This window comes from Paenibacillus sp. 1781tsa1, assembly GCF_024159265.1.
Taxonomy (GTDB): domain Bacteria; phylum Bacillota; class Bacilli; order Paenibacillales; family Paenibacillaceae; genus Paenibacillus.
This window is the reverse complement of sequence record NZ_JAMYWY010000001.1, coordinates 1,892,870-1,918,190: the sequence shown is the minus strand read 5'-3', so window position 1 is coordinate 1,918,190 and position 25,321 is coordinate 1,892,870. Positions and strand designations below refer to the sequence as shown.

Sequence of the window (25,321 nt, the reverse complement as noted above, 5' to 3'; positions counted from 1 at the left end):
GGGTTTTCTTCAGGAGACCAACTGAAAAAAGCTCGCCCAGACTAAATTATCCGAGCAGCTTCTTTGAATTCAGCAAATTCAACTCAGCGAATACTTCTATTTCTCTTCATCATCTGTAACAGCATCCAGATCTATGGCCATACGGATCATATCCACACAACGGATACCATCCTCTATAATCTCTTCCTCATAGTGCCTCACAAAGAAATCACGATCAACCCCGATAATGCGGAAACCGCAACGTTGATATAACTTCAATTGATGAAAGCTGGAGTTGCCTGTCCCAATCTCGAGAATCCGGCAGCCTAATCTGCGTGCAGCTTCCATCGCTTCCTTAATCATGTGTTTGCCTACACCTTGTCCCTGCAGTTCTTCCTGTACAGCAATATTAACAATCTCGGCAGTCTCCGGACGAGTCTTGAGCAATACGAACTCTCCAACCATCTCTCCTTCATACTCGGCAATAAAACAAACACCCCGACTCAGGTACTCATCCACAATTGTTTTTGAAGGATCAGCCATCAATAAAAGTTCGTACGGTCTCTCTTCTTCCCAGTCCAAAATCCGGAACGACAATTTCATGCCAATCTCCACCTTTTCATCGTACAATATTCATTTACGTCCTGTTTGCAGAAGCCTATGTATGGCAAATCCACAAATATATCATTCTTCATTTCAACAAACTAGTTTACTCAATCTATTATTAAACACACACTATTACTCACAGACTAGTCATCTCCCATAAAAATAGTAAACTTCATTATATCATAATATCTGGATATAAATATATAGATATGGATGATACATTATGAGGCATTATTTTTATCCTAACCCAAGCTTAAATGCTCATGGATTAATTTCCATTCTCCATCAAGCCCAGCAACAAACACATTCGTTGCCCGCCCCTTTCCATAAGCGAGCTCGCCCTGATAAATCCCCTTCCAGTGGTAGGTATAAATACAAACTGCCTGATCTTTGCTAGTCGTAATCCACTTAACCTCTTCAGCACTGTAGACTTCTTCCTTGACTGTTTCCCAAGCGTTCTCAAAATAAGCCCGAATGTCGTCTGGGGTAGTACAGGACGTTCCTGTAAACCAATATACGGCATCTGGCGATAACCATTTGCTCACTTCATGAAACTGATGTGTATTCGTCGCTGCAATGTATCCTTCCAGGGCATGCTGGTATCCCATGATCTTCTCTCCCTTTAACGTTTATCTTATCGAACCCCACGCTGTTCAAGAACGGAATCGTTATACACCATAAATGTCTCTTGCAGCGTACGTCCGGATGACTTCTCCCAGATTACGCTCCGCTCAAACGTACCGTTCTGGAAAAAACGTGGGAGACGTTCAGCGAACCAGTCCTGCATAGGTAGCTCGAATACCCGCTTCATAGGCACCCATAACAGTTCGCCTTCGGGCGGATCTTGCAATAATTGACCCTCGAATGAAGTCGCCAGATAGTTAAATACCATGTATCGTAACCCTTGTTCGGGATCACAGAACTCATCAAGTCCTTTATACGTAATCTCATTGACCGTTAAACCCGTCTCCTCCAGAACCTCCCGCACGGCACCATCCACAATGCTTTCCGGAAAGTCTACCTTTCCCCCAGGAGCGATGTATCCCGGAAATCCTTTGCGATCCGGCCGATTCATTAATAACACCTGATCATTCATTTTGTCCCATACCATACACATTGTTAATATCTCTATTCTGGTGCTCATATTCGTCCTCCTGCTAACATGCGCTTCTCTGCTGTACACTAACATTTCTGGGAATAACCTGTGTTTTCCTTCTTTATTCCCACGCTGATTTATTGGTATTTTCACCGGTTCCTCAGTATAGTCCATGATGATATATATGCATACGAAAGGCGGACGCCCTGTACATCAGAAGCCCGCCTGTTTTGTGATATTCTATGCTGCTCATTCCTCTAGCTTGGCGATTCCAGTTCTCAGTTCAATTCCGTAATCAACACGCGCCGTTCCTTCCATTCAGCCCGGCGGTAAGCCTGTTGAATACCGAATTTGCGGATACTTGCCTTTGGCACCGATTTGTAAGGCAAAACGACGGTAAAGTCCTCATCAAACGGGAAAAAAGACAGGCCAACTTTTTCATTGGATAACCACTCTGCCTGAATTGGTTGTCTGGAACAGGCATCAAACGTACAACTGAGCCCTTCTGCAAAAAAATCATAACGCGCAGCAGGTGTTCCAGGTTCCTCCATACAGAGAAACAAACTGAGCTGATCACAGAAAAGCATGATCTCCACATCACTTTGCAGCCTCTGTTTCAGTGCTTCAGCATCACCACCAAGCTGTTTCTCCCAATCCAGCTGACGTTCGTGTTCTTGCTGCAGATAATCTCGGATGTCATCATCATCCTGAGCATTGGCCCCCAGATTTTTCTGAAACAGTTCCGTATACATCAAGCTACACAATAATCCGGCGTAGAGGTTTTTCTGACGAACTTCTTCAATCCCTTTATGGTAGAATACAAAACGCGGACGCAATGGAAAGTCACGAAACGAATACGGCGATTGACTGTAATCATTCCAGAATGGAGCAGCATCCAACTCAATCCAGCCCCGGTCATGTTCTCTCGCCGCTAGAATTAATTCATCCCGATGCGCAGCATCGGCTAATAATTCGTTTTTCCAGTGAGAAGCCATCTCTCCGGCTACTAATCCATGCTCATGCTGTGCGGTCAAAACAAAATCATGCTCTCTCTCATATATGATCATATGCTGTCACCCTTCCGCATGGTATACGTTGACTTTAACATAAATTGGGTTAAACTTTCCTATAAGTTGGTTTTCGCTCCATTTGCACGAAAGGCATTATGGAATGCACAATGTAAAGGTGTTGTCAGTTTCCTGAAATTTGGTACACTAAAGGTTGTGTCCACAATTATATTACATACAGAAAGCGGGATCTCATGAATTTATACTCTCCTTACATCGAGTTTAACCGCAAGGAATGGGCTGAACTTAAAGAACATCAGACCACTCTTCCACTGACGGAAGCCGAATTAGAACAGTTAAAGGGATTGAATGAAGAGGTATCGATTCAAGAAGTCGAAGATATATATTTGCCTCTTACCCACTTTATTGACCTATATGCAAGAGTTTCACGAGAGCTGAATCGACTAACGGCCTCCTTTATGAAAAAAGAAGCTCTCCCCACCCCCTACATCATTGGAATCGGGGGAAGTGTTGCCGTGGGCAAAAGTACAGCGGCCCGCTTGCTTCAGGCACTGCTCGCCCGAGGTAAGAATAGTCCGAAGGTTGACCTTGTCACAACCGACGGTTTCTTATATCCCAACGCTGTCCTACAAGAGAAGGGCATTATGAACCGCAAGGGATTCCCGGAAAGCTATGATATCAAATCCCTGATTCAGTTCATGGGCGATGTGAAATCAGGCAAGCCCGAAGTGAAAGCACCGGTGTACTCTCACCTCGCCTACGATGTCATTCAAGGGGAAGAGATGCAGATCTGTCAACCGGATATTCTCATTATCGAAGGCATCAATGTACTTCAGGTCAAAAAAGAAACGCCTTTGCTGGTTAGTGATTTCTTCGATTTCTCCATCTACATTGATGCAGAAGAAGAGCATATAAGACACTGGTACGTTGAGCGTTTCAAGCTACTCCGCAATACGGCATTCCAGGACACGGATTCCTTTTTCCATCAACGATTCGCCAATATTGATGAAGAAGAAACCGTGCGTACCGCCAACCAGATCTGGCAGGATATCAATGCCAAAAACCTGCATGAAAACATTTTGCCAACCAAAGGGCGTGCCAGACTAATTCTGAAAAAGGAAGCCGATCACTCCATTGGGCAGATTCAATTGCGCAAACTCTAGACAACACTCGTGCAAAATAAACCTTGATGTTATAACTAATTACCCTTAAAAGGAGAGAAAAACACATTGCAAACCCTGATTATACTCGGCAGTATTATGATGTTCTTGGCTGTTGCTTTGGGTGCTTTTGGTGCACACGCGCTCAAGCGCAAATTATCCGCTGACATGATCAAAATCTATGAAACCGGCGTTCAATATCACCTCATCCACGGACTGGGGATCATCCTGATTGGACTGCTGGCAGACCGTCTCGAATCCTCTTCACTCGTCATGTTTGCCGGATGGCTGATGTTCGCCGGGATCATCCTGTTCTCTGGCAGCCTGTACGCTTTAAGTGTTACGGGTGTTCGCAAATTGGGAGCCATTACGCCACTTGGCGGAGTCGCATTTTTGGCTGGATGGGTTATGATCATGATTGCCGCATTATAAACATTCCCTATGAATAAACGAAAAGAGTGTTCTGGCTGATATCCTATCGCTGGAGCACTCTTTTCCTGTTTAATCTGTCCAGATTCTGCGAATGGTGAGCTGCCCTGCATCTGGCCGTTGTCTTTCCAGCACATACACATCCGGGTTAGAAAGTTTAGCCCACTCTTCATAGCCAAAGGATGGTTCATACTCACGAATAAGCAGTGATAACAAGTTCCCATGTGTAACCACAGCCCCGTGTTGTTCAGGTCTGCTCCACAACTCTTCCAGTAGTGCCACCCCCCTTGCAGCCGCGTTTCTCGAAGATTCCCCGCCTTCTTCCATCCAATCCACATCATCATATGTACGTTTTAGTACATCCATCCAGTTAGGCAGATCAAGAGAGCTAAGTATCCTCTCCTGGAGACGTTCATCCGTATGTATATGTTGCAGCGTTGCTATGCCCAGCGGCATAGCCGTCTGAACAGCCCTTTTCCACGTACTGGAAACAATATACGTTATGGATTGATGAGCCAAGATATCTGCAAGTTTTTCGGCCTGCCTGATCCCTTCATCTGTAAGCTCTGCATGGGGTTCCTGCCCTGTGGCCTTGGCGTGACGGATAAGATAAATGGACTGCATAGCGATCACCTCCTATGGTGTAACCTACATGGAGTTCTTCTCAAGATATTGAAGTGCCCTGTACATCTTCTCCTGCTCTTCCGGTCGGCCTGCTGAACTGAAGAAAGTGACCTGTTCCCCAATTCTGTCTCCATGCTGAGCCACCAGTCCAAGCCGCTGCTTCAGATGCTTCACGGTGCCTGTACTGCCATCAATAATCTGTATATGATCTGGCAGAACCGTGCGCAGAATGGACGTATAGAATGGATAATGCGTGCAACCAAGCACCACTGTGCCATACACCTGAAGATCGAGATCTGCCAGCTTGAACCGGAAATAATCAGCGATTTTACTCGGATCAAAATCCAGCTGTTCACACCATTCCACAAGTTCCGGAAGCGCAATGGAATCCACACTGTGGTGATCATCAACACGCGATACCAGTTCGTTATACTTGGTTTGGCTCAAGGTGAGGGCCGTGGCAAATACAAGCACTCTCTTCCCACTCTCACGATTCATCTCCACGGCTGGTTTCACCGCAGGCTCCATACCAATGATCGGGATATCGTACTTGGCGCGCAGATCTTTAACAGCCAGACTGGTTGCTGTATTACAAGCAATTACGATTGCTTGGACATCCTCCTGAACGATGGCTTCCACACAATCAAAAATATGTCCTCTAACCTCATCTGCAGACTTGGTTCCATACGGGACATGCAAGGTATCTGCGTAATACAGGAATTTTTCTTCTGGAAACTGTTGTAATGCCTTATGCAAAACGGTTAAACCACCGATGCCTGAATCAAAAAAAGCAATTTTCTTATTCAAGGATTTCACCTCTATAATGTATTATTTCGGGTTCCAAGAACCTCTCAATGCTGCTCATGCTGACTGGAGGTGAGGTTTGTACTTCCGGCTCATCACACACTAGGATGATGAACCATTATTCTACGTTTATTTTATACTGCCTGAGCCAGTCCTTGCCACTATGCCACGTCTCTACAGGGTTGTGCTCTCCAAGCATTTCGCTACTTGCCTGAGCCATGATCCATTCCTTGAGACCGTTCTCCGAACTGGATTCGAGTTGCTGTAACAGGAGAAGAAGTCCTTCCTCACCCATATTCAGAATGTCCTCGTAAGCCTCCCGGTTAGCAGTAATATAATCATTGGGATTGCTGCTGGTCAGGACGACAGGGTCGCTAACGATCTGCTGTAGATTGCTTGCAATGGTTGCTGACAATACCTGTTCTTCCGTCCGAGTCGAACACGCTGCTACCATCAAGGCTGTGCATACGGATAACAGACCCAGAATCAGTCTTCTGCGATTCACTGTACCACTCCCTTCAAAACGAGTTAACCCAATAGATGTCGCTTTTATGTTCAAGCCACTGACCAACTACAGCGCAAGCCCCCATTTTTCTTCGGTAAGCTCCCGCCCCGATAAAAACTGCTTGCGGACTTCCTTCACTTCAAAGCCCACAGATTGATATAATCTACGCGCGCCGATCAAAGACTTATTGGTCCACAGGATCACGGATGTGTAGCCTTTTTCTTTTGCAAAAAGAACTGCCTGTTGGATAAGCTTTCCGCCCCAGCCTGCACCACGTGCTTCCGGTTCGATCAGAAACCAGCGCAGTTGAGCCGTATGTTCATTCACATGAGTAATTCCTATGGAGCCGGAATAAGTCTGATCTAACTCAACGATCCATAACATCTCCCTCGCATGATTACCTGAAAGTGCAAACGAATTCACCGCATTCGTGATAAATTCGGCAAAGCTATCATCATAATTATACTCATCTCGATAGATTCGAATATGCGCTTCAATGACATACTGCAGATCCTTTTGTACGAAAGTGCGGATCATCAGACATCACAGCCCTTCCTCAACTCCACAGTTGTGATACTGAAATCCACACCGAACTGAATTAATCCCAGTTTACGGGCAACTTGCTGGGAAGCGAGATTATCCCAAGATGTACTGTAGATTGGCATGCGTCCACGCTCCTTGACATGATACTGCCAACATTTTACCGTCTCCGCTGCATACCCATGTCCTCTATAGCCAGGTGCCGTATAAAGACTTGCTTCCGCCCCATGTTCGGAGAGCCTTGCGGAGCAGCACACTGCCACAGCAGAATCACCAATAACATAAGCCGAAACAGGCCATTTTTCATGCAAGTGATCTGTTAATTCAGGAAAATGCTCTGCCAGCAAATAACACTGCTCCTGACCAATCAACTGAACCTGCTGATTCCATTCGTCAGATGACTCAGGAAAGGCATAGGCTGGTCCCATCCACACATGGTTAACTGGCTCAAAGGTCTCCACCTTTCGAATCAGTTTCGGAATATCCAATGGAAGCTCGCAATTCTTACCCAATTCATCCATCAGATCCGGCGGTAACTGCTCATGGTAATAGATCAGTGAACCGGCAGAAGTCATGCCGATAAAAATGGCTGGAGCCTGCCCACCACCCGGCTCGTTAATGCTTAATAGACGCTGCTGCTCATTGATTGTATATAACGTGCCCGCCTGTATCTTCAACATTTCCATAGACGACAGGTTCGATGTAGGAGCCATAACTATGAACTTAACCTTTGCAATAATCGTTTGCCTTCACTGCCTTTACCAGCTTCTTGCTGCTCCAGAAAAGCGGATAATTCACGTAAATCAGCCGGGCGATATCCAGCCCCGCACCCACAATTATGAAAGGTATAACCATGGCGATACAGAATCATCACTTTGGTCCATTGTTTGGTATCATTTTGTTTAGGCGCCTGGAAATCCTGTCCCATGCTAACCATAGACGCAGCACATTGCGGGCATTTATATTCAAGTTGTGCCACCACTTCTGGGCCCAGGTCGTATCTGGAAACTTGTTTAAATGATTTGCGACAATTGAAGCATGCATAGATGTCTTTGTATGGTCCCGACATGGCATATCTGCACATCATCTGCACCCCCTTAATAATTTCCATTATACGGTATTTCTCGCACACATACGAATGGATTTTGCATATTTGCGAATATCCCCTTCACAAGAATCAACGATCTTGCATCACAGCTTGTTTCCAAGCCTCACCCATTTCCGCAATCGATGTGTACCGCTGGGACCGATCGGCGCTGACTGCACGTATCACAACCTGATATAAAGCCTCTCCGGCATCCCATCTATCATATGAATGGTCTTTCTCCCCACCTAGCAGCGCGAATGCCATGGCTCCCATATTGAATACATTGGTAACCACATCTATGAGTGCACCCCGCTCAAATTCCTCTGGAGACATGAAACGAGAAGAACCCCACATACGCCCCATGGTATTGATGAAAGAGCCCTTTCGATACAAGTCTATATCACAAATTTTCATGACGTACTTGTCAAAATCATAGATCAGACTGCCGTCATACAGATCAACAGCCACATAACCTCTCCGCTCCACCTCGATATGAAAATCAAGAATCTGCTCCATCGCGCCAATCCTTGTCTTCACCGGTAGTTGTCTGAACTGATAGTAGGGGGAACGAGGATCTTCATATTTGGCCGGAGGCGGAAATTTCCAGTGATTATGAAGATTCTCCCCCTCCACCCAATCGAATACACAGGCATAGCCCTCATCCGTCGCAAAATGATCCGTTAATCGGATCAACGTGTCATGCGCCAAATCTTCATAGACCGAAACAGATGATTTCAGATTACGAATGGCTTCCGGGGGACTTCCTGTATGATTCGCATGAATGGTATGTGCTCCCGCATATTTAACAAACAATCTCTTTCCATCCTTTTGCATGATACCGAAGGAGAGATTGCCTGAATCCTGCTGATCGAATACTCGAAAGACCGTACCCATGGGCCGTAACCAATCAAATGAATGAGACTCTTTCAAGACAAAGGGGATACCGTCGATCTCAAGTTCAACTTGACCTGTCATAGGACACCTCCTGCTGTGATATCCTCATTCCATGTCGAATGCACCGTATAAAAGTAATTCATATGCGCTTCATCATATCCTTGACCATGGACCTCCAATGCGTTACGCTCGATGCCATAAACTTCAAATCCATATCGCTCGTATAAACGTCTGGCTGATTCATTGGTTGTAACTACACTCAGATTAATCTGTTTGATGCCCTCCAGATGTCTTCCCCGATCCAGCACCTCGCTGAGCATGCGCGAAGCCAGCCCACATCCCCGATATAGCGGAGCAACATAGACGCCCCAGATCATGCCTTTATGCCTGAGTTTCAGGCCGTGTTCCCTTTTGAAACCCATCATTCCCGCCAATGTTCCTTCTGTTGTATATGCGCCCAGAATATAATCGTCGGGCTCGTTATGTATGCGTTCCTGCACTTCATTCATGGGGATCTGAATGGACCATTCGAAGGAAGCCCCGAAGGCTTCAGGATGTGTTTTCAGTGCTTCCAGTCGAAAAGGCCAGTATACGTCTGCTTCATCCCGCTTAATATTGCGAATGATATAGGTCTCTTGCTTTCCATTTTCGTTCATTCTTCGACCACTCCCTCCATTTCATAAGGATAATCGATCTGGAGTTTCACATTTGCTGCCGCTTCCTGTCCTGCAAGCAACCCAACAACATAAATCCCCAGATCAATGGACGTGGCTACTCCACCGGCCGTAATTACATTTCCATCTTTTACAATCCGCTTCTGAATCACCTCATCGACATACGGCTGAAGCAAATCATATGCATAAGGATGTGTTGTTGCTTTTTTGCCGGATAAAAAACCAGCTGCACCCAATAGCAGAGAGCCTGTGCACACCGAAACCTTCAAAGGTACAGACGCAGCCTGTCTCAGCCAACCTACAAATGCCTCGTCGTATCGAAGCTTACGCGTTCCCATGCCTCCGGGGACAAACACGAGATCATATTCCGATAGGTCAGGCTTCACTCGATCCACCTTCATCGTTAAACCAGACTCATCCGTGACCTGATCTGTCATTGCACAGGTTTCCCACGTTGTTCCTTTGGTTTGTTCAAAGAAATTCAACCGATTGATCACATCATAAAACCCTGCAAAATCAAGGAAAGTCAGTCCATCAAACAAAACGAATGCAATTTTCATTGGCAACCTCCGCTTATTTTAATTTGGAGCATCCTGGTTATGTTTCTGATTCCGATCCCGTTCCATCGCTTCCTTCACCCAATCACGTTCCGGCAGCTTGCTGTTGATGCGAAAGAGCAGAACCACAATCGCAAGAAGTAAAATAATTACGGTGAATTCAAAGATGGTCAATCCCTCCCTTTCGGAAATTATGCAATGTTGACTGGTACCTATCTCTATTTTAATCCACGGGCAATGATCCATTCCAGCCACTTCCACGGTAGCAATGCTTTACCTATGATCAGCACACGCGATCCTTTTCCCAGCGCATATCGGAGCTTTGGTGCACGCATCCGTGCAATTCGTCCGATCAGATCTGCTACCTCCTGTGGGTCAGGTGCCGTCTCGCTCGCATGTTGGGAATAACGAAGAACCGCATCCAGCTTATGCTTATACGGAGAGTCCTCGCTCCGGTGAATCTCACCCAAACCTTTATTCCAGATCGGCGTACGATAAGCACCCGGTTCAACCAATACTACGCGAACGCCAAACGAAGACATCTCATGCCGCAGACTTTCCGTGAATCCCTCCACAGCGAATTTGGAGGCAGCATATGGAGCATATCCTGGAAAACCGGACAACCCGCTGACACTGGACAAGTTAACAATTAACCCCTGCTTCTGTTCACGCATCACAGGCAGGACCGCACGTGTCACAGCGATTAACCCAAACAGATTCGTATCCATCTGGCGCCGCCAATCCGCCATCGATACTTCCTCAATGAACCCGCCAACCGCAAATCCTGCATTGTTCACCAGTATGTCGATTCGGCCATTATTAATAAGTACGTTCTCTACAGCTTTCTGCACGGATTCAGCATCGGTTACGTCCAGTTGTACATATTGCAAACGTTCAGCTAACCCCGCCTGTTCAGCCAGTTTCACCAATTCTTCTCTTCGACTCAGATCACGCATTGTAGCAACCACGCGATATCCCTGCTTGGCAAGAGTGATTGCGGTAAGCATACCAAAACCACTGGATGTACCTGTAATTAAGGCCACAGGAGCGTTTGCTCCATCCTTCCTCTTCTTCACTACATCCGAAGCTGTGTCGATTCGTCCCTGTCCCGCTTCGGTTTGATGTTCCTGTACTGTCATGCGTCACCTTCCTCCCTCAAGTAATTGCTGTCCTCCTACCTCTACCTCTCGACTACTGAATTCCTTATACCCCGCTATGTCGTCTCTCGACCCTGCGAAGTTTCGTAATTCCCGGTTCAAATGTATACGGAACAAATCTGATCTCAGGTAAGGTACATTCCAGGCGCTCTCCCAGCTTCATCAGTTCACCCCGCACATCCGTCTCCACCTGCTCCAGCACTGCGCTCCCGCCAAGCCGAAGGGATACTTCCATCGTCCCGTCCTCTTGCTGCACCACACGATAATGTTCAATCTCTGGCGAAGCCGCAATGACCGAACGGGTGACGAAATCCGGAAAGACCGGCACCGCCTCACCCGTATGTAGTTGTGTAAAATAAAGCGTGTCATCACAGCGGCCTTCAATCCGCTCAATGGCGGTAAACGGGGAACCGCAGGCACATGGCATCGCCGCCTCGGTCAGAATATCATTCAGCCGATATCGGATGATCGGCTGTGATGTTCTGGAGAAGTCCGTAATAATGGGCACGAACCGCCGGGTGGCGGGGTCCATGTACTCTTTTTCAATATGGACTATATCCTCATTCAAATGCAGTGTGCCATAACGACAGGTTGCTCCCAGGAACCCTTCTGTACACTGATAGACTTGATGAACGGTCTGTCCGAAGACCTGCTCCAGTATCTTGCGATCCAGAGGGTCCAACACCTCGGCAACAGAGATGATTTTATCGGGTACAGCGGTCAGATGGCCTGCCACATATGCGTCCGCCAACAGACGCAGCATGGATGGAGGAGCCACCCACACGGTAGGTTGGTAGGTTTCAAGTCGCTTCACCAAGGTCTCCACACGCTCCAGCAGATCAAAGTACTGAAACTGCAATTTGCCACGCTGCACCGATTCATACAGATTACTGTTGGCCCGCAGGAAAAACGCAATCTTCGCAGGTTTCCACAGTCCACCAGGCAGCAACTTGGCCAGCACCGTGCCCGTCCAGGCATCCTGCTCCCGATCACTCACCAGAAATATCCCCCGGTTCCCTGACGTACCCGAGGACAATCCAACAGTCACTCCCTGAAAGGAGGGTTTGAAGTCACGCGTTTCTTCGCTCTCACCTGCAAGAGCCAACGCTTCGTCCTTGGTAATGCCCACCGTATTCAGTGTATCGAAGTTCTGCATCATGATTGATTTGTCAATCAATGGAAAACTTCTCCAGTTGGATGCGTCCACGCCACCCCACCATTTCCGATAAAACGGAGATCGGGCACGGATCTGATGGACATGTCGAATAATCCGGCGCTCTTGCCAGCGCTCCAGTTGTTCTCGCGTTTTCCATGTTCGCAGCCCACGTGCAAGCGCATAATGAACCACAATACGAAGTGGATTGCTCATAAGTCCTGCCCTCCTGTGCCCCAAGCGTCCAGCACATCTCGACAATGGCTCGGTACAATCCGAATGTGGGGAAACTGCTGATGCAGCTGAACCAACTTGTCAAAGTTACGGTGGTATTCCTGTCGATCAGACATAATGATACCAGCAAGAATATTCGGCCTACGCTGTTCACGAAAAGCCCGACTCGACCACACTGCGTCCGCGCACAGGAAATAATCATGTTCTTCTGTACGCAACAGGAGTCCCATCATGCCTTCCGCATGACCGGATACATCCACCCCCAGCAGACTGCCATCGCCAAAGATATCGTAGACCTCATCAAAAGGGAACTCCTCTCCAGCTCTCGTCCATCGCTCAGGCTGACGCGTAACTGGCAATGATCTGTCCGCAAAATCCTCAGGCAGCAACCCGGACAGATAACCTGCCTTCACAGCCGCAATCGAACCAAGGGAGCGCACAGCATCATAAGCCCTTGGCAGATAGATGAATTGTGCCTCCGGGAAATCTCTCACACCCGCGATGTGATCGCCGTGAAAATGGGAGAGGATGATATACCGAATATCCGAAGCTTTCAGCCCAAGCCCAGCCAAAAAATGAACGGCACTATCCTCTTCACGATAAACTACTGGTGTAATATGACGATACAGTGCATTGGGCAGATGAGCCGTTTCCGTGAAAAAGCGGGAGCTATATCCCGTATCCAGCAGGATTGGTCCATGTACAGGGTGAATGATGCAGGCAAAACCTGCCGGGAAAGGCACCGGCTTCAACCGACCACCCCGCAGCGTCAGAAACTCTGGATGTGTACAGTAACCTGCCGCACCCAGATATAGTTCTACCGGAGTTGTCGTCAGCATGATTCAGCCCTCCACCAGTCTGCAAATTGTTGTAAACCCTCTTCAATAGACACCCGAGGGGCGTATCCCAATTGCTCCCGTGCATCCGTAATATCCAACGTCTGCGGGATGGACAAAGAGCCGACTGTATACCGTGTCAACGCGGGTTCACCCAACGCAGGAATATAGCCATGAACTCGCTCCAGCAACGCTGCCACACCATATGCCATCCGATAAGGAATATTAAGGCGACGCAGCGGCATATCCAGCATACGAAACAGGCTGGTTACCAACTCATTAAACGCCCTTGGATCACCATTGGAGATATTGTAGGCTCTGCCGAGTGCTGTGGCATCAACATCACGGCACAACAATAAGGCGTCCACCACATTATCCACACCTGTCAGATCGATTAATGCCTGTCCCCCGCCGATCATCGGCACGCCTGATTTCGCGTTCGCTGCGACAATTCTGGGAAATAACGTCTGATCATACGGACCAAAGATAGCTCGCGGTCGAATCATGATCGACGGAAGTCCCTTCGCATGCCCCTCCATCACAACCTGCTCCGCGAGAAGCTTTGTGGCTGCATAATGATTGGCTGGTCTGGATGGCAACGGGTCATTCTCATGTACGTTAAATCGCGGTATGTAGTTAAAATAAATACTTGGAGTCGAGACATGTATGAATCGCTGTACCTCATTATGCAGGCAGCCATCCATGAGTTTCTGTGTCCCTTCCACATTACTGCTATAAAAGTCCTTATACTTCCCCCATGGTGATGATAGCGCCGCACAGTGAAAGACCACATCCTGCCCCGTACACGCTACATTTACTGCCGCCTCATCCCGTATATCTCCATTCAGAAATCGGATTCCTGCCGACTCAAGTTCTGCACCAATCTTTGGCTGTCGGCCCATGCCCGTGACTTCCCATCCCTCTTTTGCAAGTCGTATCGCGAGATGCCTGCCCAGGCATCCCGTAGCTCCTGTAACCAATGCTCTGTTCATTGTTGTTCACCGTTCCATTCTATGTCGTGAGTCAAAGCTTCCGTCAGCGAGAACTTCTGTGATCTTGCCAGACGCCAGGCGGTCAGCACCACTGCAAATTGTTCAAATAACGGCTGGATATCCTGCCGCATATAGACCACATCCCTGGCTCCACGCCAGGCAGCTACCCATGCCCGGAGCTTCCCTTGGCAGAAAATCTGCTGCAGTCCGTTACCCAACATGGGTAGCATCAGCATGGCTTTACTGCCCCGTGCGGGCGTGACCATTCTTCCTTCCTCGACCAACGTCTCCGGTTCAGTTAGTGCACGCACCAAGTCATCTCCGGGGTGAAACAGATGAATCCCACTCGTTGCCCTCGGATTACATTCAATTGCGTATACTTGCCTATCCTGACCTTCTATAAAATCAAACCCAATCTGTCCACTAAAACCTGTTGCCTGCACAAATTGTCTCACCCATGCAAGGGCACCCTCATGTTCCACCTGTTCAAAAAACACACTGGCCCCCACACTTCCTGTGCGGTAGCGGCTGTCGTAAGTGGCGTGCGCAACCAGTTGCCCTTCGTGGGCTATGCTGTATGTACATAACATCTGACCCGGAATGAAGGCCTGTGCAACCCAAGGTGAAATAGAGGATAATTCCCCTTCTTCCGGAGGATCGTTACGTAAATGTCGATGTTTCTTTTCGCTTACGCTTCCTTCCTGAACCGTCCCTGCCCCAGCGTCATCGGTTATGAGTGTTGGCATGCGAACTTTGGCTGCGAAGCGGGAATACACCGGTTTCCATACCCAATCTCCTTCTTCTCCCAGAACAGACTGAGCTTCCGTCCATTCCTGCCGACTGTTGATCAGACGTGTATCCGGAACCGAAAGACCGAGTGAACCTGCAAGCTGGATAAAACCATATTTATGGTGCAGCGCATGCAGCTGCTCCAGAGTTGTAACCAGCACACGGCAATATGCACGCAGTCTGTCTGCCCCTTGAGCAACATAGAAGACTTCTTCACACATGGGGATCAGCAGGTCGATCTGCCAATCCTGTGCCAACCGTTCCAGCTCTTCCAGATAAGCACGTGTATTATGACGCGGCGATGGGACCACAGCGCACTGTTCCACTGCACTGGATGATCTGGTCAGATGCCGTACGGCACTCTCCGCAACATAGACCCGATGGCCTGCCCGATGAAGCATACGTGCCAGATCGAGCGTAACGGGAGCCCTTCCACCTGTAAGCAGCACACGAAGAGAAGCAGCTGTACGATGTCCGGTTTCCCCAGATCTAGTAGTCAAAAATGAGTCCTCCCAATGATAATCCGGCAGCCGTGCCAATCATCAACACCCGATCTCCCCGCTGAATACGCTGTTGTCTAATCGCTTCATGCAGACCCATCGGGATCGATGCCGCAATTGTATTGCCGTGATTTCGTGTGATGTCCATAAACCGATCTTCAGCAATGCCAAGCTTCTTACGGATCAGTCTCATCGCCATGGCACTCCCCTGATGGGGAATCACCAATCGGAAATCCTCCATCTGATTCCCGGTAGCCTGCAACATATCACTAATGAATTCGGGCAAAAGTCTGGAAGCCATCCGGAAGATGGCCTGTCCATCCATATGAAACAGGTAAGGTTCAGGCTGATCTGCATTATAATTTGAAGCATGCAGCCGTGTACCTCCACCTGCTATCTCCGAGAAGCGAGCACCTCGGCTGTAGGTTCGAAGGGAAGCATGCACAATCTGTGAGGATGACCCTTCAGGCGAGCGTTCAATAATAACGGCGGCCGCTCCATCTCCGAACAGGGCCGCACTCTCTTTATCAGACCAATTTAGTCCCGCTGAGGCAATCTCGGTGGCTACGAGCAGTACTCGCTGGTAACGTCCGGCGTCTACCATATAGGAGATCACATCGAGTCCGTTGAGGAAACTCAGACAGGTTGCATCCATATCAAAAGCAGGTACGCCTGAATCTTGCTGCCCCATGGCCTGCTGGATAAATACCGCCGTACTTGGCAACGGTTGTTCCTTCGTGCCACTGGTACACACCAGGCAGTCGATATCACTGAATTGTAATCCTGCATCCGCAAGTGCAGCTTCGGCCGCCTTGGCACCCATGTAGGACGAGGTTTCTTCACCCGAAGCATAATGGCGTACACCTACACCTGTGGCTTTGCTAACCCAGCCCGCAGGCACCCCCAAGCGGCGATCCAGTTCCTCATCGGTGATCTCCTGTTCAGGCAGGTACTTCCCTGTTCCCGCAATCCGTACTCTTCTAAGTTGCATTTCCCCAACCTCTTTCTGTTCATCTGACTGATTATGAAATGAGTCCTTAACCTCAAATGGCGAAACGCCATCTGATAGAAGCCTTGAAATATATAATAAAGGGCAGATGCCTCTGCCCTTGCTGTTGTGTTTTATTATTTATACTGTGTTGTCATTTCTTCTTATTCAGAATCTCGGCAAGAGCGGTATCTAGTGTACCGTATGTGAAAGTAAATCCTTCCCTCTCCAATCGTTCAGGAATGACCCAACGACTTTTGAGAACCAATTCCGTCTCGGTCTGAATGAAGCGTGCACCCAGTTCAAGCATCCAGCGAGGAGAGGGCAGCCCGATCCGAACACCCATCTGTTCTCTCAGACGCGCCATTAGCTCCCGATTCGTCACCGGATGCGGAGAGGACGCATTGAACACACCATTCAAGTGTGGATGCTCTTGCAGATAAATTACCATACGGAAGAGATCCTCGATATGAATCCAGCTGAACTGCTGTGTTCCTGCACCTTGCGATCCTCCCAGTCCAAAACGAACGAGATTTGTCATGGGCACCATCACGCCGCCCTCGCCCAGCACAATCGCAATCCGCAGTGCAATCTGACGCGTAGACGGCAGACTGAATTCAAAGAAAGCCTGTTCCCAAGCTTTGGCAACGTCCACTGAGAAGCCAGAGCCAATCTCGCCTTCTTTTTCCGTCATGGGACGATCTTCAGCATGTCTGTATATGGTCGCCGTACTCGAATTAATCCATAGTTCGGGAGGATGATTACAAGCCAGGACGGCATCGCCGAGAATACGCGTTGTACGCGTTCTGGATTCCAGAATGACTTTGCGATTCTCATCCGTATAACGGCAATTCACCGATTTACCTGCCAGGTTAATCAACATCTCTGCTTCTTCCAGTGCCTCTATGATCCTTGCACGATCCTCCCAGGCAATATGACCGGGCTGACGCGAGATAATTAACACCTCATAACCCAGCTTCCTGAACCTTTGGGCAAAATCCTGTCCAACAAAACCCGTTCCACCAGCTAAGACAACCTTCTTCACGGTATCCCCTCATTTCCCATACTGGGTAAAGATTTCGCAATAAATAGATCAAATTGTTTCTATACATGCAAAATACAGATATTAGATTAAACACCGCTGGTGACCCGTTGGTTTGATTTAATTCGCACCCAGCGCCGTGTATAAGCGATCCCGCTCTTCGATAGCCCATGCGTTTGCAGGGTTTTGTTCCAGTTGATATCGGAGTTCATCATAAAAGTCATGAATCATGAATCCGTCTGGCAAGTTGCCAAGCATGGCTGTAAAGTTGTACTCTGGCAGCGCTCTCTTTCCTTCACTGATCTGCTTCAGCCAGTCCATCCACTTCGCAAGAGTAAGCACTTCCTCCTGCCACAACTCCGCCTGTAACCCAAGCACATCCTGAAACTGCTCGTACGCGAAAGGATCAACGAAGACCCGGCAAGCCTGAACAGCCAGTTCATACAACTGGGCCACTGCGCGACGTACCTCATGCTCAAGTTCGACCTCCAAGCCTCCCAGATAGTCCTGAACCTGAATGCTCTGTCCATCATCATATAGTAGCGGGGTTTGGGCCAACAGGCGTACAATCTCTTCCATCTCTTGCATTGAAACTCGTTTCTGCTCATAGAGAGCAGGTAATTGATATGCTGTAATGATCATTCACTCCTACATCGTTCTTCTATTAATGACCTATATTATAACATGGTTTGGCAATCATCTATCAGGATAACTTGACTATCCACTACAACATGTAGTAGTTTATACGTACTACGTAGTGTAGTAATACGATCGTTATGGACGCATAACGATGTTAAGGAGTGTTCACGGTGAACCAGATTCAAAAATTATCCGAAACAGAAATGGAGTTAATGGTCGTTATATGGTCATGCGACCCACCCGTCACCTCAACAGAGCTATTAGACATATTCGCTGAGAAAGGGAAAGCGTGGAAAGCGCAGACTATGTCTACTTTTTTGTCACGGTTGGTGGATAAAGGCGCACTTACCGTCACGAGACGTGGACGAACCAATGATTATGTACCTCTTCTACAGCCCGAAGATTACAAACTACAGGAAACGCAGCATGTTCTTGATGGACTTTATCAAGGTTCAGTCAAGAATTTGGTTTCGGCCATGTATGATGGCGACAAGCTTTCAGACGATGACATTTCAGAACTGAAAAAATGGCTTTCGGAAAAGTAGGTGCAGATGATGAACATCTTTTTTGAAATTCTGTGCAGCCTGACCGTGGCGGGAAGTATCGTTTCTGTTTGTATTTTGGCACTACGACTTATACCCGTATCTGTTTTTCCGACCAAGTGGCTCTACAGGCTCGGTAAACTGGCTATCTTGTTTTATCTGTTCCCGGTATCTCTTGGCCTTTCATGGCTTTTGGATATTGCATTCCAAACGACATCAACTATAACGGGTACGGAGAATGCAGCAACTTCGGGCGTACTTGCAGGAACGTTTATCCCGGAACAAACCATTTCGGTAACCACAGCCTGGTTCTTGTTATGCGTATGGGGCATTGGAGTCATTGGTTTTTCTGCATGGCAGGCGTACTGTTATCAAAGATTTCTGAATGAATTATCTCGTACACGTACGCCAGTCCTCTGTCATAGTGAAGCAGCTATACAGCTACCATTAATCAAAGAGGCTTTGGGTCTCAAACGTAATATCACACTTGCTCACAGCACCCTAGTACGAAGCCCTATACTGGTTGGCTTGTTTAAACCAACAATATATCTTCCACCCGAAAATACGGTAAAGATGGACATCAAGATGGTGATTCATCATGAGTTGGTACATCTGAAACATCAAGATCTGTGGGTCAAGGCTGTGACCTTGGGCGTTAGTGCCCTGCATTGGTTCAATCCCCTGATTCATATGATTCGCCGGGACATTCATACCTGGAGCGAGTTGGCCTGTGATGAAGATGTGGTGAAAGAGATGTCCCATGAAGAGCGAAGACGATATGGTGAGACGATTTTAAATGTGATGGCGGGAACCAAAAAAATGCCTGCTCAATTTTGTTCATCCCTGTCGGGTGAAGGCAAACAATTAAAAAGGAGATTGATGATTATGTTTAATGTAAAGAAACTGAAAAAGAAACATTGGGTGATAAGTATGGGAGCCCTCCTGCTTATTACAGGCGTAAGTACGTCCACCGCAGTATGGGCATCAAACCATGCGGTTAAAGTAGAGGCCAAGGCTACTGAAGCTGTGCCTGTTCCTTCCGTATCTGAGACTCCTAAGATCGTAGCTTCTCCCGACAAGGTCGGAATTTCCGAATCTGTAACTGCTCCCGCTGCTTCCGAAACGCCTGAAATCGTGGCTATCCCTGAGGATGAAGTTTCAGAAGCTGTGCCAGTTCCGTCTGCTACTGTACCTTCTACTACTAAACCTTCTGAGGCTAAAGTTGTAGAAACAGCCACTGTTCCTTTTACGAGTAAATCTCCTGAAATCGTAGCCGTTCCTTCTGAGGCCCAGGTCACCGAAGCTGTACCTGCTCCTTCAGAAAAATAACCTATCGTTAAGGAGCAATAACATCCTTATATGCAAACAGGACGAAGCGTAGATCTCCAGCTTCGTCCTGTTTCCGTTTTTTTGTCATGTGTACTAAATAAATGTTTTGATCGTAGCAAAATATTCACGGATCATATTGACCGGCTTCAAATATCCCGGTGATGGGGCTGATATGCCATATTCTGCCGCATAACCGTTCTTGGCAGCGATATACTTGGAGCGGAACATGTGATAGTCACTGGTGACAATCATGATCTCCGGGTGCTCCAACCCGGATTCCTGAATGATTTTTTTGGAAAAAGCCAAATTCTCCTGTGTACTTGTGGAGCGATCTTCCATAATGACTTGGGTGGGGTTAACCCCCTGTTCAATCAGATAGTTTTTCATGGCGAGCGCTTCGGGAATCGATTCCCCAGGTCCCTGCCCACCCGATACAATGACCGGTGTCTGAGGGTGACTGCGAATGTAGTCCAGACTGGCATCTAACCTTTGCTTCAAAGTCAATGATAATTCCGTTCCCCGAATGCCTGAACCCAGAATAATGACGTAGTCCGCCTCTTCCGGATCATTCGCACTAAGCTGTGTGAATACAAGTGCCTCAATAATGACAAAAGAGACGGCAACCACGCCAAATCCGGTAAGGATAATCCGTTTCAGAATAACATGCTTCTGATAGTCAATTCGTCTTAGAACGATAAAAGCCACCGTGATCATTCCGAATAACATGACTGGGAATCTTTGGCCCCAGAAGATCAGAAATGCCACAAAACATGTCAACAGGACAAGATCAATGATCAGTCCATTTTTTTGTAAGAACTTTTTTATCAAATCCGTAGACACTCCTTCTTGTACCTGCACTTCCTCATATCACTTATCTTTCAGTCTGTTATTATCGTTAGTTTGAGCCACTGTTGTTGCCAGCACTTCTTCTGTACTCTCTGATTATAATAGTCAGCATCCGTGAAAAACGGACTTTTGCGGACTATAAGATGATACAGATCATGCAAACCATGCGGAGCACAGATATTCACCCGATCTTCTTCATCCAGCTGTACGCCTATGGCAGTCACAACTTCTGGCCAATAGCGAAGAGCATCTTCAGTAGAATGATAAGGAACTGTGCCATTGCGCAGATGCATTCTCGCCTGATTTTTGACCGACCACTTGGCATTGCCTGTCAACTCACGAAGCTGACACTCCAACTGTATGTCTCGTTCCTCACGCAGGTCTGACGCATCATAATAGACAACATCAATATCGCTATGAAGTTCACGAAGATCATATCCATGCAGAACATCCCAGATATAATTACGAATATATCCTGCACCTATGTAACTTTGAGGCAAATGGAGACTGCGTACTCTACGCAGGTCATGCATTAATTGCTCGTGTTTGATGATCGTCTGAATAAAAAGGTCCTCATATAACATATCTGCCTCCTGCGGTTTACCTCATTCTCCTCTTATAACTGTTAACCTTCATTCCAATATATCATGTTTACCTGGCTGCAATAAAATGAACAACGCTTGAACATCCTCTGTACAACTTCGAATCTCTGATTAATCATAACCAAATAACCCATAAACAGCTTCGGTTATCCGAGTGTTTACGGGCTACAATGATCGAGTTTGAAACGGTTAAAATTTATTTAATCGGTATCCAGATTTGTGGCGGTTGATTGTGGCCCGGGTATACTTCCAGCTCCGGCATATATGCGTGCTCATAAGGGTTGGATGGAAACCATTCCGAAATAATCCGTTTCCACAGAAGCTGCATACTCTCCGGCATCGGGCCTTCTACTTCAAACACACTCCATTTGGAAGCAGGCATAGTGAAGCTTGATAATCCTTCTGGTACTTCACCATCGTAAGTTGTAGCAATCCAGTATTCCAGTTGCTTTTCCTTGATTTCGCTCTGATCCACAACGACGCCGAGTAACCCTGGAATATCCCCATTGTTCAGTTCAAACAAACGATCCTCTGTACCGCTCGCCCACGCTTCCTGCCACATTTTCCCGATCCCTTGCAGATGTTCTCCATCTGCATATGAGAAAGTCTGCTTTACTCCGACCAATGTAAATTCGGGATGTTCAACGATTTTATATTTCATCGGTTCTGCTCCTTTTAGACTTACTTGAATAACCAGACGATTATACGATTGGACAGAGCTACTATTTTTGCGAGCCTCACTGGGTGCGATCCCATGTTGTCTACGAAAGGCTTTAGAGAAAGATTCCGGTGTGTCGAAACCATATTTAAACGCCAGATCAATAATTTTGTGATCACTTTGCAGAAGTTCATGTGCCGCCAGTGTCAATCGTCTTCGTCTTATGTACTCGGCTACAGTAACATCAGTTAATAAGGCAAAGGTACGTTGAAAATGAAAAGGAGAGATATTGGCCTGCGCTGCAATCTGCTCCATCGTCATATTTTCGAGCAAGTGGTCTTCCATATATTGAATAGCGACCTGTAATGCGTTGATCCAGTTCATGTAATAATCACTCCTTGATGTCTAATATAACGGATAAACAACCCAAAAACCTGTCATGCTGTGCTTTCATTTGTCCGGTTAATGTGCAACGACGTAGTTCATGTAACACCCTCTCACAAAATTTGACAATGCAAACGATTTACTATAGCCTACTAGTATAATGATCGTTCTATCTTATTTTGAAGGGAGAGTATCAGTGATTATGAGCAGCAAAAAAGAAATGCTTTTGAACGTGGCTGAAGAACTGTTCTACCTTCATGGCTTCCATTCCATTGGCTTAAAGCGAATTATCACAGAGGCCGGGATCGCCATCATGACGTTATATAACCACTTTGAATCCAAGGATGATCTCATCGTCCAGGTTCTCCTGCGACGCGAACAGCGTTATTTGGAACAGCTCCGGCAATATGCAAACAATAAAGAGCAACCTATGTTTCTCAATCTGGCTGAAGGACATGCAACTTGGCTAAAAGAACATGAATCAAGGGGATGCTTGTTCTTACGCGCCAAGGAAGAATTCGGAGGTCATGTAGACCATATCATCGTCCAGACAGTAAATGCGCATAAAAGACATATGAGAACATTAATCCAAACATTGGCGCCTGCTGCAAGTGATCGAGATCTGTTGCGATTCTCCCTGCTGCTGGAGGGTTCCACGGCACTTGCTGAGACAGAAAATGTAAATGACGTCTGCCGCGAATTGATCCATATGACGCAAACCAGTTTCAAATAATGCTATTCCGGGTGAGTTAGTAGTTCAACTCACTTTTTTATTTCACAATAAATATAATGATCGTTCTATCTAAAAGGCGGTGGATTTAATGAAAAAAATTATCTTCCCAGGCATTGCACTTATCGCTGTATGTTATGCATTCGGGCGATTCAGTTATGGATTGTTTATGCCGGAAATTTCGGAAGCCTTACAATTGAATGATGCAGCCTCTGGCGCGATTAACTCAGGAACGTATATTGCCTACTGTCTGTCCCTTCTAACTGCACCACTGTTGATTAATCGCAAGGGACATCATTATGTCATTCAATTGGCAGGGATCAGTGCAGTGCTCGGATTAACCGGGATCGCCCTGTCTCAGAATGCATGGGTTCTTGCATTTAGTGTATTTCTAGCTGGTTTGAGTACAGGCTGGGCCTCTCCGGCACTCGGTAACACGGTTAATGCCGAACTTGCACCGGATCTGCAAGCCAGAGGCAATAGCTGGATTAATACAGGGACCAGCTTCGGAATTGTTATATCCGGTCCACTCTACTGGCTGTTCACGGATTACTGGCGTCTAACCTACATCCTGTTTGCTGTGATCGGTGTTGTCGTTCTGTTGTGGAACAGACGTGTCATTCCGGCAACCAAGACACTGCCTTGTACCAAGTCACTCTGGACATGTATGAAACCAACCAGACCCGGGTCTGCTCTTCTGATGGCTTGTCTGTTAACAGGTGTTAGTTCAGCAATCTACTGGACCTTTGCTCGAAACTTCCTCACGGACGAGAAAGGGGCCTCCGATTCGGAAGCCGTGTTGTTCTGGATTGTGATGGGGGTTATGGGGATACTCGGCGGATGCGCTGGACGCATTATTGAACGTATTGAGATTGGGTGGTCCTACCGGATAGGTATACTTTTATTGGCTATCTCACTGGGGGTAATCCTGCTTCCATCCATGACTGCCAGTCTCATCTCTGCGATCATATTTGGCAGCACGTATATTTTCCTGACCAGTGTATTTATCGTTTGGGCAACCAGACTATTCAGTCCAAATGTGTCCATCGGAATTAGTCTTGCCTTTCTCGCGCTGGGTGCTGGGCAATTCCTTGGTTCATCCATGGCAGGTTACACAATTGAAGTGTTCTCCAATACAACGGCATTTCTGGCCTTCGCTGTACTCGGCCTGTTCGGATTGTTAATTCGAGTGAAATAAATGACAGAACAACGTTCTGATCGTTTTTTATTCTACTCGGCGTACACTTCCGGTCACTCCATGGTGAAGCTGTACGTCTGTAAAAGTAACCGTGGTCCCTTGCCCAATGGGGGATTGGGCCACAATGCCAACTTTGATCTCTTCCGGGCAGTCGAGTCCGAAATAACGAACCAACTTCCACTTCTCTCCATCCTGAGAATAATGGAAAGCAAAGCTGTTGCCTGCCCGGGCTACACGTAAATAAGGCTTGTTAACCTCTACAGGTGCTGATACACAATCATCCGAGTTACCTCGAGTAACAACACTAAGAATAGACGGCTGTTCTTCAAAATACTCAAAGCAGACTTTAGCCCAATTCGTATCGTCCACCCTCACCATCAGGCAGCCTGAGTCATACTGTTCTTTCATGTCCACCTGTACTTGAGTGACGATGCTGAAATCTCCCTTGACTATCGTATGTAAAAATGGTGCTGAAGCTTTCACCGGCTCACCTGCCGGATCAATAAAAAAGTCGCTGATCGGCGAAACAGTTATCGTTACTTTGCCGTCTTCAATGGACCAATCTGCTGGCTCGTTCAGCCATCCGAGGTTGGCAGATAATGTTTGACCTGAACAATGTTCGAATAGATTCGTCATGTGGCACACCCTTTGTCTGTGATTTTGAATTCGCTGACTTCTCTGTTGTATTCGTTAAATAACGGAATTATCCTTTCGGATCA

At 47.1% G+C, this 25,321-nt stretch carries 32 protein-coding genes; 6 read left to right on the top strand and 26 right to left on the bottom strand.

Features of this window, described 5'->3' with window-relative positions:
* Positions 1-96: 96 nt before the first annotated feature.
* The 4 genes from NKT06_RS08675 to NKT06_RS08660 form a co-directional block, all read right to left on the bottom strand.
* The gene (locus tag NKT06_RS08675; protein WP_253432697.1) at positions 97-582 is read right to left on the bottom strand and encodes a GNAT family N-acetyltransferase; all 486 of its coding nucleotides are present in this window, start codon (positions 580-582) and stop codon (positions 97-99) included.
* Between the two features lie 245 nt (positions 583-827).
* The gene (locus NKT06_RS08670; protein WP_253432694.1) at positions 828-1,193 is read right to left on the bottom strand and encodes a YybH family protein; all 366 of its coding nucleotides are present in this window, start codon (positions 1,191-1,193) and stop codon (positions 828-830) included.
* Between the two features lie 26 nt (positions 1,194-1,219).
* On the bottom strand, positions 1,220-1,729 hold the full coding sequence (locus NKT06_RS08665) for an 8-oxo-dGTP diphosphatase (protein ID WP_253432691.1): 510 nt from the start codon (positions 1,727-1,729) through the stop codon (positions 1,220-1,222).
* A 230-nt stretch (positions 1,730-1,959) separates the two neighbouring features.
* A complete protein-coding gene (locus NKT06_RS08660; RefSeq protein ID WP_253432688.1) occupies positions 1,960-2,748 on the bottom strand; it encodes a DUF3891 family protein in 789 nt (262 codons plus the stop codon).
* A 194-nt stretch (positions 2,749-2,942) separates the two neighbouring features.
* Here NKT06_RS08660 and coaA point away from each other — a divergent pair, with 194 nt between their 5' ends.
* A complete protein-coding gene (gene coaA, locus NKT06_RS08655; protein ID WP_253432685.1) occupies positions 2,943-3,872 on the top strand; it encodes a type I pantothenate kinase in 930 nt (309 codons plus the stop codon).
* 66 nt (positions 3,873-3,938) lie between these two features.
* Complete coding sequence (locus NKT06_RS08650) at positions 3,939-4,301, top strand: DUF423 domain-containing protein (protein ID WP_253432680.1); 363 nt, start codon at positions 3,939-3,941, stop codon at positions 4,299-4,301.
* Positions 4,302-4,370: 69 nt separating this feature from the next.
* Here the strand turns inward: NKT06_RS08650 and NKT06_RS08645 are convergent, their stop codons facing one another.
* The 18 genes from NKT06_RS08645 to NKT06_RS08560 all read right to left on the bottom strand — a co-directional run bounded on the left by NKT06_RS08645 (position 4,371) and on the right by NKT06_RS08560 (position 18,316).
* Positions 4,371-4,922, bottom strand: coding sequence for a histidine phosphatase family protein (locus NKT06_RS08645; RefSeq protein WP_253432677.1), 552 nt, complete (start codon positions 4,920-4,922; stop codon positions 4,371-4,373).
* Positions 4,923-4,946: 24 nt separating this feature from the next.
* Positions 4,947-5,729 (bottom strand): glutamate racemase, encoded by a 783-nt coding sequence (murI, locus tag NKT06_RS08640; protein ID WP_253432674.1) that lies wholly within the window; start codon positions 5,727-5,729, stop codon positions 4,947-4,949.
* A gap of 115 nt (positions 5,730-5,844) precedes the next feature.
* Positions 5,845-6,231 (bottom strand): hypothetical protein, encoded by a 387-nt coding sequence (locus tag NKT06_RS08635; protein ID WP_253432670.1) that lies wholly within the window; start codon positions 6,229-6,231, stop codon positions 5,845-5,847.
* 66 nt (positions 6,232-6,297) lie between these two features.
* A complete protein-coding gene (locus tag NKT06_RS08630; protein WP_253432667.1) occupies positions 6,298-6,768 on the bottom strand; it encodes a GNAT family N-acetyltransferase in 471 nt (156 codons plus the stop codon).
* On the bottom strand, positions 6,768-7,484 hold the full coding sequence (locus NKT06_RS08625; RefSeq protein WP_253432663.1) for a GNAT family N-acetyltransferase: 717 nt from the start codon (positions 7,482-7,484) through the stop codon (positions 6,768-6,770). The genes NKT06_RS08630 and NKT06_RS08625 overlap by 1 nt, the downstream gene beginning before the upstream one ends.
* Before the next feature lie 2 nt (positions 7,485-7,486).
* Entirely contained in the window at positions 7,487-7,858 is a 372-nt protein-coding gene (locus NKT06_RS08620) for a hypothetical protein (RefSeq protein WP_367399852.1), read from the bottom strand.
* 90 nt (positions 7,859-7,948) lie between these two features.
* Entirely contained in the window at positions 7,949-8,833 is an 885-nt protein-coding gene (locus NKT06_RS08615) for a serine/threonine-protein kinase (RefSeq protein ID WP_253432660.1), read from the bottom strand.
* A complete protein-coding gene (locus tag NKT06_RS08610; protein WP_253432657.1) occupies positions 8,830-9,408 on the bottom strand; it encodes a GNAT family N-acetyltransferase in 579 nt (192 codons plus the stop codon). The genes NKT06_RS08615 and NKT06_RS08610 overlap by 4 nt, the downstream gene beginning before the upstream one ends.
* Complete coding sequence (locus tag NKT06_RS08605) at positions 9,405-9,986, bottom strand: DJ-1/PfpI family protein (RefSeq protein ID WP_253432655.1); 582 nt, start codon at positions 9,984-9,986, stop codon at positions 9,405-9,407. The genes NKT06_RS08610 and NKT06_RS08605 overlap by 4 nt, the downstream gene beginning before the upstream one ends.
* Positions 9,987-10,004: 18 nt before the next feature.
* On the bottom strand, positions 10,005-10,157 hold the full coding sequence (locus tag NKT06_RS08600; RefSeq protein ID WP_253432651.1) for a hypothetical protein: 153 nt from the start codon (positions 10,155-10,157) through the stop codon (positions 10,005-10,007).
* A gap of 44 nt (positions 10,158-10,201) precedes the next feature.
* Positions 10,202-11,122 carry an SDR family oxidoreductase gene (locus NKT06_RS08595; protein WP_253432646.1) on the bottom strand — a complete coding sequence of 307 codons (921 nt, stop codon included), beginning with the start codon at positions 11,120-11,122 and terminating at the stop codon, positions 10,202-10,204.
* A gap of 64 nt (positions 11,123-11,186) precedes the next feature.
* Entirely contained in the window at positions 11,187-12,509 is a 1,323-nt protein-coding gene (locus tag NKT06_RS08590; protein WP_253432643.1) for a F390 synthetase-related protein, read from the bottom strand.
* Positions 12,506-13,366, bottom strand: coding sequence for an MBL fold metallo-hydrolase (locus NKT06_RS08585; RefSeq protein ID WP_253432639.1), 861 nt, complete (start codon positions 13,364-13,366; stop codon positions 12,506-12,508). Before NKT06_RS08585 ends, NKT06_RS08590 begins: the two co-directional genes overlap by 4 nt.
* Positions 13,360-14,355, bottom strand: a complete 996-nt coding sequence (locus NKT06_RS08580; RefSeq protein WP_253432636.1) for an NAD-dependent epimerase/dehydratase family protein — start codon at positions 14,353-14,355, stop codon at positions 13,360-13,362. The genes NKT06_RS08585 and NKT06_RS08580 overlap by 7 nt, the downstream gene beginning before the upstream one ends.
* A complete protein-coding gene (locus NKT06_RS08575) occupies positions 14,352-15,644 on the bottom strand; it encodes an ATP-grasp domain-containing protein (protein WP_253432633.1) in 1,293 nt (430 codons plus the stop codon). The genes NKT06_RS08580 and NKT06_RS08575 overlap by 4 nt, the downstream gene beginning before the upstream one ends.
* Positions 15,634-16,635, bottom strand: a complete 1,002-nt coding sequence (locus NKT06_RS08570) for a beta-ketoacyl-ACP synthase III (protein ID WP_253432629.1) — start codon at positions 16,633-16,635, stop codon at positions 15,634-15,636. The genes NKT06_RS08575 and NKT06_RS08570 overlap by 11 nt, the downstream gene beginning before the upstream one ends.
* 151 nt (positions 16,636-16,786) lie before the next feature.
* Entirely contained in the window at positions 16,787-17,677 is an 891-nt protein-coding gene (locus NKT06_RS08565; protein WP_253432626.1) for a TIGR01777 family oxidoreductase, read from the bottom strand.
* Positions 17,678-17,794: 117 nt separating this feature from the next.
* Entirely contained in the window at positions 17,795-18,316 is a 522-nt protein-coding gene (locus NKT06_RS08560; protein ID WP_253432624.1) for a hypothetical protein, read from the bottom strand.
* Positions 18,317-18,483: 167 nt separating this feature from the next.
* Here NKT06_RS08560 and NKT06_RS08555 point away from each other — a divergent pair, with 167 nt between their 5' ends.
* Both NKT06_RS08555 and NKT06_RS08550 read left to right on the top strand, forming a co-directional pair.
* Positions 18,484-18,858, top strand: coding sequence for a BlaI/MecI/CopY family transcriptional regulator (locus NKT06_RS08555; protein ID WP_076209251.1), 375 nt, complete (start codon positions 18,484-18,486; stop codon positions 18,856-18,858).
* Between the two features lie 6 nt (positions 18,859-18,864).
* Positions 18,865-20,184, top strand: coding sequence for a M56 family metallopeptidase (locus NKT06_RS08550; RefSeq protein WP_253432621.1), 1,320 nt, complete (start codon positions 18,865-18,867; stop codon positions 20,182-20,184).
* A 93-nt stretch (positions 20,185-20,277) separates the two neighbouring features.
* On the opposite strand, the gene NKT06_RS08545 is transcribed toward NKT06_RS08550, so the two are convergent.
* From NKT06_RS08545 to NKT06_RS08535, 3 genes are all read right to left on the bottom strand, one after another.
* Positions 20,278-21,012, bottom strand: coding sequence for a YdcF family protein (locus NKT06_RS08545; protein WP_253432618.1), 735 nt, complete (start codon positions 21,010-21,012; stop codon positions 20,278-20,280).
* Between the two features lie 50 nt (positions 21,013-21,062).
* Entirely contained in the window at positions 21,063-21,614 is a 552-nt protein-coding gene (locus NKT06_RS08540; protein WP_253432615.1) for a nucleotidyltransferase family protein, read from the bottom strand.
* 214 nt (positions 21,615-21,828) lie between these two features.
* Positions 21,829-22,674, bottom strand: coding sequence for an AraC family transcriptional regulator (locus tag NKT06_RS08535; RefSeq protein WP_253432612.1), 846 nt, complete (start codon positions 22,672-22,674; stop codon positions 21,829-21,831).
* Between the two features lie 202 nt (positions 22,675-22,876).
* Between NKT06_RS08535 and NKT06_RS08530 the strand changes: the two genes are divergently transcribed.
* Together NKT06_RS08530 and NKT06_RS08525 are read left to right on the top strand one after the other, a co-directional pair.
* A complete protein-coding gene (locus NKT06_RS08530) occupies positions 22,877-23,407 on the top strand; it encodes a TetR/AcrR family transcriptional regulator (RefSeq protein WP_253432609.1) in 531 nt (176 codons plus the stop codon).
* 88 nt (positions 23,408-23,495) lie between these two features.
* The gene (locus NKT06_RS08525) at positions 23,496-24,602 is read left to right on the top strand and encodes an MFS transporter (RefSeq protein WP_253432605.1); all 1,107 of its coding nucleotides are present in this window, start codon (positions 23,496-23,498) and stop codon (positions 24,600-24,602) included.
* Between the two features lie 27 nt (positions 24,603-24,629).
* Here the strand turns inward: NKT06_RS08525 and NKT06_RS08520 are convergent, their stop codons facing one another.
* Positions 24,630-25,238, bottom strand: a complete 609-nt coding sequence (locus NKT06_RS08520; RefSeq protein WP_253432601.1) for a DUF1349 domain-containing protein — start codon at positions 25,236-25,238, stop codon at positions 24,630-24,632.
* Positions 25,239-25,321: the final 83 nt, after the last annotated feature.

Coding starts and splice junctions, on each gene's coding strand:
- NKT06_RS08615 (WP_253432660.1), bottom strand. CDS start 8,833: ATGACAGGTCAAGTTGAACTTGAGATCGACGGTATCCCCTTTGTCTTG.
- NKT06_RS08660 (WP_253432688.1), bottom strand. CDS start 2,748: ATGATCATATATGAGAGAGAGCATGATTTTGTTTTGACCGCACAGCAT.
- NKT06_RS08580 (WP_253432636.1), bottom strand. CDS start 14,355: ATGAACAGAGCATTGGTTACAGGAGCTACGGGATGCCTGGGCAGGCAT.
- NKT06_RS08525 (WP_253432605.1), top strand. CDS start 23,496: ATGAAAAAAATTATCTTCCCAGGCATTGCACTTATCGCTGTATGTTAT.
- NKT06_RS08665 (WP_253432691.1), bottom strand. CDS start 1,729: ATGAGCACCAGAATAGAGATATTAACAATGTGTATGGTATGGGACAAA.
- NKT06_RS08595 (WP_253432646.1), bottom strand. CDS start 11,122: ATGACAGTACAGGAACATCAAACCGAAGCGGGACAGGGACGAATCGAC.
- NKT06_RS08570 (WP_253432629.1), bottom strand. CDS start 16,635: ATGCAACTTAGAAGAGTACGGATTGCGGGAACAGGGAAGTACCTGCCT.
- coaA (WP_253432685.1), top strand. CDS start 2,943: ATGAATTTATACTCTCCTTACATCGAGTTTAACCGCAAGGAATGGGCT.
- NKT06_RS08675 (WP_253432697.1), bottom strand. CDS start 582: ATGAAATTGTCGTTCCGGATTTTGGACTGGGAAGAAGAGAGACCGTAC.
- NKT06_RS08670 (WP_253432694.1), bottom strand. CDS start 1,193: ATGGGATACCAGCATGCCCTGGAAGGATACATTGCAGCGACGAATACA.
- NKT06_RS08530 (WP_253432609.1), top strand. CDS start 22,877: ATGAGCAGCAAAAAAGAAATGCTTTTGAACGTGGCTGAAGAACTGTTC.
- NKT06_RS08560 (WP_253432624.1), bottom strand. CDS start 18,316: ATGATCATTACAGCATATCAATTACCTGCTCTCTATGAGCAGAAACGA.
- NKT06_RS08535 (WP_253432612.1), bottom strand. CDS start 22,674: ATGAACTGGATCAACGCATTACAGGTCGCTATTCAATATATGGAAGAC.
- NKT06_RS08585 (WP_253432639.1), bottom strand. CDS start 13,366: ATGCTGACGACAACTCCGGTAGAACTATATCTGGGTGCGGCAGGTTAC.
- NKT06_RS08540 (WP_253432615.1), bottom strand. CDS start 21,614: ATGTTATATGAGGACCTTTTTATTCAGACGATCATCAAACACGAGCAA.
- NKT06_RS08550 (WP_253432621.1), top strand. CDS start 18,865: ATGATGAACATCTTTTTTGAAATTCTGTGCAGCCTGACCGTGGCGGGA.
- NKT06_RS08590 (WP_253432643.1), bottom strand. CDS start 12,509: ATGAGCAATCCACTTCGTATTGTGGTTCATTATGCGCTTGCACGTGGG.
- NKT06_RS08630 (WP_253432667.1), bottom strand. CDS start 6,768: ATGATCCGCACTTTCGTACAAAAGGATCTGCAGTATGTCATTGAAGCG.
- NKT06_RS08520 (WP_253432601.1), bottom strand. CDS start 25,238: ATGACGAATCTATTCGAACATTGTTCAGGTCAAACATTATCTGCCAAC.
- NKT06_RS08610 (WP_253432657.1), bottom strand. CDS start 9,408: ATGAACGAAAATGGAAAGCAAGAGACCTATATCATTCGCAATATTAAG.
- NKT06_RS08620 (WP_367399852.1), bottom strand. CDS start 7,858: ATGATGTGCAGATATGCCATGTCGGGACCATACAAAGACATCTATGCA.
- NKT06_RS08605 (WP_253432655.1), bottom strand. CDS start 9,986: ATGAAAATTGCATTCGTTTTGTTTGATGGACTGACTTTCCTTGATTTT.
- NKT06_RS08625 (WP_253432663.1), bottom strand. CDS start 7,484: ATGGCTCCTACATCGAACCTGTCGTCTATGGAAATGTTGAAGATACAG.
- NKT06_RS08645 (WP_253432677.1), bottom strand. CDS start 4,922: ATGCAGTCCATTTATCTTATCCGTCACGCCAAGGCCACAGGGCAGGAA.